The organism is Desulfocurvus sp. DL1XJH-121 (genome assembly GCF_054819825.1).
This window is the reverse complement of record NZ_JBTVWW010000010.1, coordinates 1-13,240: the sequence shown is the minus strand read 5'-3', so window position 1 is coordinate 13,240 and position 13,240 is coordinate 1. Positions and strand designations below refer to the sequence as shown.

At 57.1% G+C, this 13,240-nt stretch carries 4 protein-coding genes and 1 pseudogene; 1 reads left to right on the top strand and 4 read right to left on the bottom strand.

Features of this window, described 5'->3' with window-relative positions; translation table 11 throughout:
- Nucleotides 1-59: 59 nt before the first annotated feature.
- The 3 genes from ACYYG1_RS08600 to ACYYG1_RS08590 all read right to left on the bottom strand — a co-directional run bounded on the left by ACYYG1_RS08600 (nucleotide 60) and on the right by ACYYG1_RS08590 (nucleotide 11,282).
- Nucleotides 60-1,538 carry a B12-binding domain-containing radical SAM protein gene (locus ACYYG1_RS08600; RefSeq protein ID WP_461209892.1) on the bottom strand — a complete coding sequence of 493 codons (1,479 nt, stop codon included), beginning with the start codon at nucleotides 1,536-1,538 and terminating at the stop codon, nucleotides 60-62.
- Nucleotides 1,539-1,566: 28 nt separating this feature from the next.
- On the bottom strand, nucleotides 1,567-1,905 hold the full coding sequence (locus tag ACYYG1_RS08595) for a putative quinol monooxygenase (RefSeq protein ID WP_461209891.1): 339 nt from the start codon (nucleotides 1,903-1,905) through the stop codon (nucleotides 1,567-1,569).
- A gap of 698 nt (nucleotides 1,906-2,603) precedes the next feature.
- Nucleotides 2,604-11,282, bottom strand: a complete 8,679-nt coding sequence (locus ACYYG1_RS08590; RefSeq protein ID WP_461209890.1) for a glycoside hydrolase family 94 protein — start codon at nucleotides 11,280-11,282, stop codon at nucleotides 2,604-2,606.
- A gap of 1,155 nt (nucleotides 11,283-12,437) precedes the next feature.
- On the opposite strand from ACYYG1_RS08590, the pseudogene ACYYG1_RS08585 reads away from it, so the two are divergent.
- Nucleotides 12,438-12,884 (top strand): annotated as a pseudogene (locus ACYYG1_RS08585) (IS1595 family transposase); the annotation flags it as partial.
- Nucleotides 12,885-12,934: 50 nt separating this feature from the next.
- On the opposite strand, the gene ACYYG1_RS08580 reads toward ACYYG1_RS08585, so the two are convergent.
- On the bottom strand, nucleotides 12,935-13,240 hold a 306-nt coding region (locus ACYYG1_RS08580; protein WP_461209889.1), incomplete at its 5' end, for an integrase core domain-containing protein.

Genomic DNA, 13,240 nt, shown 5'->3' with positions numbered 1-13,240 from the left:
AGTATTGGCATGGATTCTTGTTGGTTCATAGGAATTGCTGATACTCATGTTGCGGCTTTTTACTGAATATGCAGTTCGCATATCCTCCGGAAATGGTATCCGTAGATGGCCAGGGTTACCGCCAACGGAAACATTCTTGGCCTCCGCGTCAGCGTCCATGCCAACAGTCGCCAGTATTGGAACCGCTCTTTGCCCAAAATGCCGAGCCGCACGCTGGCGCGCCAAAACGCGAGGAATCGCTGAAATTCCACGGGAGTGGTCGCCACCGGCGCCTTGAGAACCCCCAAGAATCGCTTAACCCGTCGGTAGTAGAGGCGTGGCGAGTAAATTTCCTTCATGATGGCGCGATATCCAGCGATCAGTTTGTCGAGCCCCATGGCCGGGATGATATTGGTGCATCCGTCCACATTGTCGCCGGAAAACTCCCCGCTTACGCGCTGCTCTCCCACAAGGCGATCAAACAGCCGTGTTCCCGGAGGGGCCTGGAGCATGCCCACCATGGCTGTTACGATGCCGCTTTGCTGAATGAAATCTATCTGGCGTTGAAAAATCGACGGTGGGTCATTGTCAAAGCCCACGATGAAGCCGCCCATGACTTGCAATCCGGAGCGATGCATTGTTATGACATCTTGAATCAAGTCTCTGTTTTTATTTTGGGTCTTTGCGCATTCGGTGAGGCTGCCCACGTCCGGCGTCTCTATGCCAACAAATACGGAGTCGAATCCCGCCTGGGTCATCATGTCCATCAACTCGGGGTCATCGGCAAGATTGATCGAGGCTTCCGTAAAGAAAACAAATCCCTTTTTACCCTGGCGCCATTTGATCAACTCAGGCAGCAAGTGGTTTTTGAGGGAAGATTTGTTGCCGATAAAATTGTCGTCCACGAAAAAGACATTGCCCCGCCAGCCTGTCTGATACATGGCGTCCAGCTCCGCGACCACCTGTTGTGGCGTCTTGGTGCGTGGGGTGCGCCCGAGCAGTGCCGTGATATTGCAGAATTCACAATTGAAGGGGCAGCCACGGGAATACTGAATGCTCAACGAGGCGTAGTGGCGTATATCAATCAAGTCCCACATGGGGATAGGGCTGCGGCGAATATCGGGGTAGTCGGCCGCCTGGTAGAGGGGGTTCGGGCGCCCATTATTCAAATCGGCTAGAAACGCAGGCAGCGAGGCCTCGGCTTCGTCCAAAACCAAATGGTCCACCATCGCAAAATCATTAGGTTGCGCAGTGAAAAGCGGCCCGCCGGCAACGATTGTCAGGCCCTTGGCCTTGCACCGGTCAATGACGTCCATGGCCGACTGGCGCTGAACCGCCATCGCGCTGATAAAAGCCATGTCGGCCCATGCCAGATCGTCGTCGCCAAGGGCGTCCACATTCAGGTCGACAAGGCGCAGTTGAAAATGATCCGGCAACAGCGCCGCGACCGTGATGAGGCCAAGGGGTGGTAACGCCGCTTTTTTGCGGATGAACCGTAACGCGTAGGAGAAAGACCAAAACGTATCGGGAAATATTGGATAGATTAAGAGAATATTCATATGGTAAGGCTCCAATGTTATTACTGTTTTATATGCTTATAGTCTTGAGGTGCCTTGCTTTGTAAACGGAATTTATTCCCTCTGATGATGAAACCGTATGAATTGCAATGTCCAGTGCTTCACGTAAAAGCGTGTTTGTTCCCATCAACACGCTGAATTGATGAGACGTAAAATACAGTTCAAGATCCTTGCGGTTTTCCCACTCTCCCAGCAGGCTGAAGCGATTTTTGTCTTCAAGTTCACAATAAATGTCGAATCTCAAGCATCCTGTTTGTCCCGTAGCGTTTTTCTCTATCGTGAGAAGTGTTTGTTTCAGCTCAAGTTGCTTTTCAGGTGTTGATGTCATGGATATTATAGTGAGTATCATTAAATGAACCTCTTATAAATACGTTCTTGCTAATCTAATTGATTTTGTACGCATGAATGTTAGATCATGGTGAAGATTTATAATTACTGAATGAAGAGCATCGCAGCTCGGCGCAATTTTCTAGCTGGATTCTGAAGGCGATCAGCCACCTCATGGATGAATCTTCTCTTTATGAATAATGCTTGAGGTGAATCTTTCTTGAGTAGTAGCAATATATGTACCACATTTTATTCTAAACATTATCTTGTGCATCAAGCTGATTTATATGAAGAACCTTTCATGTGAATGCCCGCTGGCTACACCACATGCTTGTGAATATCGTGGTCATATTCGACCATTGGTCAGATATGGCCTAGACAGTGTATTTGTGGCACGTAAGCCCAATCAGAATAGTATGTATTCTCTGTTTAAAACAGAGTTGAACGGTTTGACTGGATTCTGAAGCGTCAAAATTGAAGTGGTGTACTTTGTTTCAAAGGTTCTCTTGGATTTTACAATATTCTTCTAGGAATCAGGAAAGAGTTTTCACAACGCGGGTTAGTGCTCGCAACGTATTGCTGCGAACGCAAACCGTCAACGCGCGTAGCTGGTTGCATTACTCGTAGCCTTCAGAACGGACACACCGTAAGCGGGGTCAGGTGATGATAGTAGCGGGGGTGCCTCATCAATCTTTTGCGGGCTGGCAGCTCCCCCGCTGTTCAGCTCAACGCAACCTCTACGTGATGCTCCTGGTGGTCGTCCACGAGGGGGAGCAAGCCTTGTGGGCGTGCAATATCCTTGATGTCTGGACTTGGGACAGCGACTCCATCCAGAGTGACGCGGAGCAGTTGTTCAGTTGTTTCCCCAACGCGGTTGACGGTAATGTGATAAACGGTTTCTCGATAGCGGTAGTGGACTACGTAAGACTTCCAGTGCGCTGGCACGCACGGCGCTATTCGCAACCGATCCACCTCAAGGCGCAGTCCCAGGAACTCCTCCACGATCAGGCGATACATCCAGCCTGCGGCGCCAGTGTACCAGGTCCAGCCCCCTCTGCCGGTGTGCGGCGGCGTGCTGTAAATATCAGCGCACATCACGTAGGGTTCGACCTTGTATCTTTCAGCATCTTTTAGCTGGAGCCCGTGATTGATGGGGTTGAGCATGGCGTAGAGCTCCCATGCCCGGTCCTCGTCGCCCATCATGGCAAAGGCCATCGCAGCCCAGATGGCGGCATGGGTGTATTGGCCGCCGTTTTCACGCACGCCGGGGGCGTATCCTTTGATATATCCAGGCTCCAAGGTCGAGACCTCGAAGGGTGGCGAGAACAGCTGGATCAACTGTGCCTCGCGTCGCACCAATCGTTCATCCAACGCCGCCATGGCACTGCGGGCTCGCGACGGGTTGCCTCCGCCCGAAATGACCGCCCAGCTCTGACTAATGGAGTCGATTTGGCATTCCTTGCTGTCTGCCGAGCCCAGAGGGGTCCCGTCATCGAAGTAGGCGCGCAGATACCAATTCCCATCCCAGGCATGGGCTTCGATGTGTGCGGCCAACGCGACGGACTGCTCCGCGCAAAGATCGGCAAACTCCGTATCACCCCGGTCCCGCGCCAGGCCAGCGAACAGGTGGAGGGTTTCGTACAGAAACCACGCGAGCCAAACGCTTTCGCCCTGGCCTTCAGCGCCCACCAGGTTCATGCCGTCGTTCCAGTCGCCGCTGCCCATTAAAGGCAAATGGTGCGCGCCAAAGCGCAGGCCGTGTCGGATTGACCGCCTGCAGTGTTCGTAGAGGCTTGCGGCCTCGGTCGAACGCTGCGGTTGGTCGTAGTAGGCCTCTTCCGTGGGGGACAGCTCGCGACCCTCCAGGAACGGCGCCAACTCCTCGAGCACGCCCGTATCGCCGGTGGCGAACACATACCGGCAGGCCGCATAAGGCAACCACAGGTAGTCGTCGGAAATATGGGTGCGGACGCCTTGGCCATTGGGCGGATGCCACCAGTGCTGAACGTCTCCCTGGAGGAACTGGCGCCCGGCGCAGCGCAGCAACTGCTCGCGGGCGAGCCACGGCGTCGCGTGGATCAACGCCATGGTGTCCTGCAATTGGTCGCGGAAGCCGTAGGCGCCGCCGGACTGGTATGTCCCGCTGCGCCCCCATAGCCTGCAGGAGAGCGTCTGGTAGACCAACCAGCCGTTGGCCAGCATGTCCAGCGCGAGGTCCGGCGTGCTCACCTGCACCGCACCCAGGGTGTGGTTCCAGTATTCCCATACCGATTCCAACGCCTGCCGCGCCCCGACCGGTCCGCCGAAGCGCTGGGAATAGTGCCGCGCCTCGTCGGTGTTGCGGGCCGAGCCGAAGACGAACACGATCTCGCGCTCTTCCCCGTCGACCAGATCGATTTGGGTTAGCATCGCGGCGCACGGGTCTGGGCTGGCGCCCGTTCTGCCCGACAGACGTTTACGGCGCATTGCCGCTGGGCTAGCCAGGGAACCGTTGCGGCCGATGAACTCCGTTCGGTTTCCGGTTGCCGAGCGTTCCAGCTCGCTGACTTGCGCAAACGTGATCCAGTCGGAAAACTCTCGGCTGAAGGCATTGCGGGCAAACAATGCACCGCTTTGCGTATCCGTTTCGATGACGATGTGCATCAGATTGGTGTGTCGCCATTCGCCAAGCACCAGCTCCCAATACCCGGCAAGCGACAATCTGCGCGGCCGACCTGAATGGTTTCGGAGCGTAATCACTACGAGCTTCACGGGTGCGTCCATTGCCACGTATGCGGTTAGCTGCGAGGAGATGCCTTCTTCGAAATGCTCGAACACGCTGTAGCCGAACCCGTGCCGACAAACATACCCCGAGCGGCCGCGGGCAGGCAGCGGCGTTGGCGACCAGAACACGCCCGTGTCGTCGTCGCGGATGTAGAAGGCCTCGCTGCTGCTGTCGCTCAGCGGGTCGTCGTGCCACGTGGTCAATCGGAATTCGTGGGCGTTTTCAACCCAGGTGTAGCCGCCACCGCTTTCGGTGACGACCGTGCCTATGTGCGGACTGGCGATGACATTGGCCCAGGGCGCGGGCGTGTTTTGCCCCGGCTCCAGGGTGATGACGTATTCGTGTCCATCTCGGGTGAAACCGCCAAGGCCGTTAAAGAAAATGCGCTCACGCTCCAGCAGGGGATGAACTTGTCCCGCAGTCTGCCGTTCCTGGGGTGCCAGATGATATGCCCCGGGCCTTGCCGACTGGCGGCGTTCAGGCGGTTCCACCGAGGTTTCGACAATGTCGGTAAGCACGACGCGGGCCACAGCCTGAAACAAGACTCGATCCGTCTCGGAAAGCTCGTCGGCTCGCCGCAAGAATACACCGCCTGGCTTGTCGACAACCTGCGCTTCGGATCCGCTGTTGATCAATCTAACGATTTCGTCTTGCAGGACCGCCCGGTAGCCCGAGAAATCCTCGTTCATGATCACCAGGTCCGCCGCAAGGCCTTTCATTCGCCAATAGGCGTGGGCCTGCAGCATCTGTTTCACCAGGTCGATTCGTTCAGGGCCGTCAATCCGAATGAGCACGATAGGCATGTCGCCCGAGATGCCGAAGCGCCACAACCCAGACTGGCCAAGTCTGTTGCGGGCGATAAGGCTTGGCGCGGCACGGTGCAAGTCACTGGAAAAAATGACTGAGGAAGCTAGGTGGCCGAAAATCTGCGCATCGGCCTCGTTCGCGTTGAGGTGACGCAGCACTTCCTGGCTCTGGAACCAAGCCATTTCAAAGGCACGTTCGACAAAATGGCGGTCGCAGTACTTTTCCAGCAACGCCAGCGCCGCGTTCCGCGTTTCCGCCACGCCGGTGATGATCTGCACGGTGGCAGATTCGTCCGGCGGCAAGTTAACCGTGCGACGGATGGCCACGATGGGGTCGAGCGTCGAACCAGCCGAATTTGAAAGCAGTGCGGGGCTGTTGCCCTCTTGCAAGGCCGCCGGATTTGCCGTCGTCCGTCCCCGCCCAATGAACTTGGCTCGGTCTGTCTCAAACGAGGCGTCGTCAATGGCTACGCCCGGCGCTGCCATCAGATGAAACATCCAGGGCGGCTTCTCCCCTGGGGAGCGGGGCCGCCGCGTGCAAAGAATCGCCTGCCGGTCATGCAGGATTTCGGTTTGCACGAACAGGTTGCTGAAGGAACGATGGGCCAAGTCGGCATTCAGGGGCGCCAGCACCACCTCCGCGTAGCTCGTCACCTCGATGAGGCGCTGGCGGGAGGACTGGTTCGCCAGTGTGACGCGACGGATCTCCACATCGTCTTCCGGCGAGACGCTGATCTCGGTGTGTGTTTCGATTTCCTGGTCGCGCCGTCGGAATTCCGCGCGCGCCTGCACGAAGGTTGCCTCGTAGCGATCCGCCTTGCTCCGCGTGGGCTGATGCGCCACGGACCAATACCGCTCCGTTTCGCGGTCGCGCAAATAGATGAACGCGCCCCAACAGTCGCATGTGGAATCCTCCCGCCAGCGGGTCAGGGCCAGGTCACGCCACCGGCTGTAGCCCCCGCCGGCGTTGGTCGCCATGACGTGATACCTGCCATTGGACAACAGATGCACTTCGGGGATGCGTGTGTCCGGAGTTGCGTACGCCCGCATGATCGCCCCCGCAGCGGCAACGGGTGGTCGCGCCGCAGCGTTCACTTCCGGGACATGGGGGTAGACCATGCCGCCTGATTTCGGCACACGCTCCTGCAACAGCAGTTCCGTAGCCCGCGTCAGGGGGGCGGACATGAATCGGCGCTGCATCGGCCTGTCCAGCAGCACATGCCCGAAGGACAACAGGCTCATGCCCTGATGATGCGCCATGAACGCGCGGACCATGGCGTTATTGTTGCCTGGCAAAACACGCGACGGCGTGTAGTCCAATGCTTCATAGAACCCATAGCTGCCAAGGCCCCCCATTGTGGCCAGTTCCTGCAGGTTTCGACATGCTTCCCGGGGCGCCACGGTCAACGCGAGCGCGCTGGCATACGGGGCAATGACCAAGTCCTCGCCTAAACCGCGTTTGAACCCCAAGCCAGGCACGCCGAACGCCCGGTACTGGTAAATATGGTGCATATCGGTGGTGTTGTAGCACGACTCGGAAATGCCCCAGGGCACGGCGCGTTGCCGGCCGTATTCGATCTGGCGCGACACCGCGGCTTTGCAGGTTTGGTCCAACAACGTGTTCTCGTAGCTTGGCAGCATCAACTGCGGCATCAGATACTCGAACATGGAGCCGCTCCACGATATGAGGCTCACGTCGCCGCCATGGCTCGTCAGCAGCCGGCCCATGGAGAACCAATGCTCCTGTGGCGCCTGCCCTTGCGCGATGAGCAAGAAGCTGGTCAGGCGGGCTTCCGATGCGAGCAGGTCGTAACAGGTCGGGTCGCGGTGGAGCTCACCCACGTCGTAGCCGATTGCCAGCAAGTCGCGCGTGGAATCGTAGAGAAAGTCAAACTCCATATCGCCCAGGCGGTCGCATCGTTGCACCAGGGAATTGATGACCCTGAGTCGTTCCAAGGCCCCTCGATAACGATCCGGCGCTGGCGTCTCCGTTCGTGCGGAGGAGGATGGCGAGGTCTCAGCCGCAGCCCTTTGCAACAACTTCGCAAGGGTGGGGATGTCGTTGGATTGCCGCGGCTCAGGGATCAACACTCGCAAATCATTTCGCAAATCGATGACTTGCTGATGAAGAGTTCGAGCCCAATAATGCCACTCTTCGTCACCATGCGGATCACCGACCAGAGAGGCCAGAAGCCCCTCGCCAGCGCGGTGAAGTGTTCCCAGCGTACTCTCAGCCTCGGACAGCGTCCGTGGCCGTTCGTTCCTTGCGCTGACGTGCAGGAGGTCCTGCAGGCGCTCGATACTCTGTGCAATAGTCGCAGGCGGCGACTGCGGCATGTATTCCACAAGCACCTGAAAGGTGTCCCGCAGCCCCTGGATGGCGTTCGGAGAAAGAACCGGGCGGTCTTTCAACTCGACCAGCCCTGCTTGCAGGGTGAGCAAGCAGGCGGCCAGGTTGCCGCTGTCCACCGCAGATACGTACTGCGGGCGAAGCGGCTGCAGTGTTCGGGTGTCGTACCAATTGTAAAAATGACCCCGATATCGCTCCAACTTCTCCATCGCAGCCAGGGTGGATTCGGTCCTGCGTAGCAGCGTTCCGGAGGAAATGTATCCAAAGTCGTAGGCTGCCAAGGTGGACAGCAGCGACAAGCCTATATTCGTGGGCGAAGTGCGCGAGGCGGTGGCCGCCGCTGGATACTCCTGAAAGTTGTCGGGCGGCAGCCAATTGTCCTGGGGGCCGACGAAGTCCGTGAAATAACGCCATGTTCTCCGGGCTGCCCCTCTCAGAAACGTTGCCTGCTCGGAGCTCACGTCCAGTCGGGCGGGCACGAGCGGCTTGCTGAGCCACCAGCCCGCAACCGGCGACGCCAGCCAGAGCATCGCAATAGGCGTCCAGGCGGGCCAAGCCATGGCCTGGTCGCTCCCCAACACACACGCCAACGCCAATGCCAGGGCCGGGGCAATCCACATCTCCACGAAATAATCGCCCACAGAGTGGCGCGCGTTGCGACGGGAGTATGACCGCATATGCCAGAGCAGCAACCCGCGTCTGGTATACAGCATCCGCACTCCAGACCGCAGAATGGCGTCCAGGCAGATCAACGCGTCGTAAGGCAAGAAGAGCAGTGACAGCATGGCGCGGGTCATCGGGCGGCCCGCGGATTGCTTCATCAACGTGAGCTGCACCCGCCACGAGTACTCTTCCGGCTTGCGGATAAGCTCGATCAGCGTTCGCAGCAGGGGGGGCAAAAACACCACGCCAACGGCCGCCAGGCTCCAGAGCCACGCCGCCCCCGGCCCGAACAGCCATCCCACTGCCAGCAAGGCCAGCAACGCCGGCGGCACAAGGCTGCGCCTGAGGTTATCGGCGATCTTCCATACCGAGAGCGGAGAAAGCGGATTTGCTTGCCGCTTCGCCTTCACGCCCACACACCCGGCAGGGCCGGGTACGCGCCGGAGCAACCAACCGGCAAGCTGCCAGTCACCGCGGATCCAGCGGTGTCGACGACTGGATTCGACGGCGTAGCTGGCCGGGAGTTCTTCGATGAGATCTACGTCGCTCACCAGCGCCGAGCGGGCGTAGCTGCTTTCCAACAAATCGTGGCTGAGAATGAGGTTTTCCGGAAAACACCCGCCGGTTGCCAGGCGAAACGCGTCGACATCATAAATGCCCTTGCCGAGGAAAGAGCCTTCCCCGAAAATATCCTGGTAGGCATCCGAAACCTCGCGGGTGTAGGGGTCAATGCCCGAATCCCCGGCGAACAGCCTGGCAAAGCGTGACCGACTTGCGCTTGCAAGGCTGATCGACACGCGTGGCTGCAGGATCGCATAGCCTTTGACAACGCGCTTCTTCACCGCGTCATACACTGGGCGATTGAGAGGGTGCGCCATGTTGCCGACAAGCTTGCGCGCCGTGTCGCGGGGCAGCTGGGTGTCGGTGTCCAGGGTAATGACGTATTGGATCGAACTGAGGATGGACAAATCACCGAGCATATCCGAGAACGCTTCGCGCCCCTCTCCCCGCAGTATGGCGTTGAACTGCTCCAGCTTGCCACGCTTGCGTTCGTAGCCCATCCATACTCGTTGGCAGGCGTTCCACGTCCGCGGGCGGTGGAAAAGATAAAAGGGATGTGTTTCTGGGTGCTTATCATTGAGCCCTCTGATGCCTGCGCGGGCCCGGTCCAGCAAGGCATCGTCGCCTGGCATGCTGCGCTCGGGCGCGTCGTGAAAATCGGTCAACAAGGCGAAGAACACGTTCTGATCGCGGTTGCCCAGATATCGAATCTCAAGGGCTTCGATCAGGTCATCCACCTCGTCTTGTTTATTCAACAGCGTGGGGACGACAACCATGGTCCGATGGGCAGAGGGAATTCCATTTGAGAAATCCAGTCGTGGAATAACGCGAGGCGGCAAGAGGAGCGTGGCCGCCAAGTTCACCAACGCGACGGCAACCGACGAGGCACAAAGAGCGCCGATGGCCGCAAAAAGCCAATACCGCCAGTCAGAAATCCCGAGCCTGCCCAAGGGCAAGAGCGTCATCCATGTCGCCAGCGCGGTGAGTATCAGAATGGGCCCAAGGTAGAGGGTAAGGCAGAACCGTCGCCCCGCCCTGCGCATCCGAGTCAGCCACGGCAGGTGATAGCCGAGGGCGCGCTCCAACAAGTCGCGCCCTGTTTCGACAAGATAGAAGCCGACATGCATCGAGCGGTCGCCGGCGTCCGATCGTTCCGCGGCAGTCTGTGCGAGGGCAATGGCCGCATGCGCCACCGCCGATTCACTGCGAGAAATGCCCCGTGCCAGATCCTCGATGACGTTCCGATAACGGTTGCGGGTTGTGAAATCCTGGGCGGTATGTAGTCCCGCCGGGTCGTCTGACAGGATGCGTTCGACGACACTGAGGGATTCGACAAAATCCTTCCAGTCCATTGCCCCGATGAACCGCAGGCTGCCGATGCTGTTCGCGATGGAGATCTGATTGGCCGCGGCGGTTCGGCCAGCCACGGCTGACAACTGCTCCGCAGTCACTCCCTGCTCACGCAGCTTCTGTTCGATCCAGGTTTCTATGAAGGCCATGACGTCCGCTTGCGTCTGAAGCCTGGCATAGAACTCTTCCACAAAGGGAGCCGTCAGTGGCACATCGGCATCGGCAAACTTAGCGAGCAGAAGAATGAGCTGTTTTGGGTCGTTGTCGGCGGTAGAAAGCATGCGGTCCGCCCACAGGATGGCTGCTTCGCGCTCCTTTCGCTGGTTGGCGATCCGTTTCCCGACGCGGCGCAGGTTTTCCAGCAGGGCAAGCTGCAGCATGATCGGAAAGGCCCACAGCTCGCCCAGCGTTAACGGCTCGACGGACTGGTACGAGGCAACTATCCGGGTGGCGTTTTCGTTGTCCACGCGGCCATCCATGTGGGAGATCAATTCCAAGGCCAAGTCATAGATGCGCGGGAATCCAGCCGACGGCCCTTCGGCTAATCGCGGCAGCCTCCGACTGTAGCCGCGCGGCAGGTGTCTGCGCGCCAAACTGATCTGCTGTTCGATGAGATAAAAGTTGTCGAGCAGCCACGCCTCCGCCGGCAAAATCCGTTGTCCTGGCGTAGCCTCTCCCGTCACCACCCCATACGCTGCCAGCAGAACGCGTTCGTTATCGGCCAGTCTCGAAAGAAGCTTGTCTTGTCCAGGAGTTGGGTCAATCTTGTGCATGCCGGCCAGGGCGGCCGCGTGGATCTCCAATTGTTTGATGCTGAGCAACTCAGATCGTAACAGTCCGGTCTCTGGGCCAGGATGCTGGGCTTTTTGGGCGCCTGCCGTGAACGCAAAATGCTTGAACGCCATGGCGTTCTCCTCGTTAATGGCTGAAAATCGTGATGAAGGTCAGTCGTTAAAAAGATACACCTTGAACAACGGAGAGTAACTCTGCGTGAATTTCATCATCCATTACAATAGAACAGAGGAAATCGTTCCAATATGCCTATGTGGAAACAACATTTTTAATATGCAAGTGAATTATTTCTGGTGATCCATGTCGTATGCCACGGAGGATTGCGCTTGCGAAAATTGTTTGAGGCTGATTATTTTCAGCAGAGTTGCATTACATGTTTTGTCGTTGAATGCATGCACTTTTTGAAAATGCATTCTTTAATTCGCTCGTCGAGAGACAAGGCACACACAGTACATTGCTAGGCATGATAGGGCATGTTATATAATAGAAACAGTAAATGCATTTTTGTCGTTTATGCCGCCAACTTATGTGTTATGTATAATAAACCGGTGCCAGAAGAGGCGAAATGCTTTGCAAGTATTCTATCAATGTATGAGGCAAGTTCATCGTAGATGGTTTCAACCTCACCCTTGCTTACGCTGGGTGTGTCCTCCGACGCGGCTTTCAGCTGATCAAACTTTTTCACAAGGCTATCCTTCTTGGCCTTGAACTCGGCAAGATGGGCGGTAGCGTCCTTCGCAACTCTGGGCTGGTTTCCCTTCTGGCAATCAAGTTAAGCTTATTGATTTTTTCATCCAGTTCCTCGATTCTGGATTTTATCTCGTCGAGATACTCTTTCACTTCGCCTCTCCTTACGCTGATTGTGTATGATTATATGTGCATTATAAAATATTTTTGGAAAAGGCAGCAGGTTAATATTGCTCAATGTTTCTTGTCCTTGTAGGAGGTTCAACTACTGTTAAAGAAATTTCAAGTTTGCACAACTTGCAGTTGGTATGACCTGCAAGGCTTGGGCTTCCCAGTGATGGATTACTAAAGGTGCTACGTTTAATATATGCTCTTCTTCATTTCTTTTGGCAAGACAGCAAAAGAAAAAAAGCCAACGACCCTGGCGGGGTGATTTCTAGGCGGCCGCCTCGGCCACCTTTTCTTTGTCCGTTTCTGCTTTACACGTGGCCTCTTGGTGTGGTTTTGATTAAGATTATCCAATGTGATTTGTTTTTGGGGCTGTCCTAGCTAAGAGTTCAGCTTACAGTTAGGATGGCCCCATGTACGAGAGGAAGAGTCGGCTCAGCATTCACAAGCGTTCACGCTTGATGGAACACTTCGTCGCCGGGACAACTGCCCGTGCTGCGGCCCAGCTCGTGGGCGTAAACAAGAACACGGCGGTTTCATTCTTTACTCGGCTGCGTAAGGTTGTTGCCGAGGAGATGGAGAAGGCTTCTCCTTTCTCCGGCGAAGTGGAAGTGGATGAGAGTTACTTCGGTGGACGCCGAAAGGGTAAACGGGGGCGTGGTGCGGCCGGGAAAGTGCCTGTTTTTGGGCTGTTGAAACGTGGATGCAAGGTCTACACGACAATGATTCCCAATGCCCAGAGGGCGACTTTGCTGCCGGTAATTGAGCGGATGATTTTGCCCGACAGCATCGTCTACACGGACGCTTTAAGCAGCTATGACGCCCTGGACGTGTCAGGCTTTCATCATGTCCGGATCAACTGTACAGAGATAGTATTCACCTGACACTGCCACCCCTGGCGGGGTGATTTCTAGGCGGCCGCCTCGGCCGCCTTTTTCTTGGTCTTCTCCGGCTTGGGCAGGCCGTCCAGGAAGGCCTGGTTCGGGGTCCTGCCGTTCATGTTCCGGCCCTGGTGCGTGCGCTCGTGGTTGTAGTGGCGCAGGTATTCGTCCAGGTCGGCCTGCATCTCCTCCAAGGACTCGTACCACTTCTGGCGGCCCTTGATGCGGAAGTGCTCGTCCAGAAGCGTCCTGTGCAGGCGTTCCACGAAGCCGTTGCTTTGCGGCCTGCGCACCTTGGTGGTGCGGTGTTCGATGCCCTCCAGTTGCAGGAAGAG

Coding starts and splice junctions, on each gene's coding strand:
- ACYYG1_RS08590 (WP_461209890.1), bottom strand. CDS start 11,282: ATGGCGTTCAAGCATTTTGCGTTCACGGCAGGCGCCCAAAAAGCCCAG.
- ACYYG1_RS08595 (WP_461209891.1), bottom strand. CDS start 1,905: ATGATACTCACTATAATATCCATGACATCAACACCTGAAAAGCAACTT.
- ACYYG1_RS08600 (WP_461209892.1), bottom strand. CDS start 1,538: ATGAATATTCTCTTAATCTATCCAATATTTCCCGATACGTTTTGGTCT.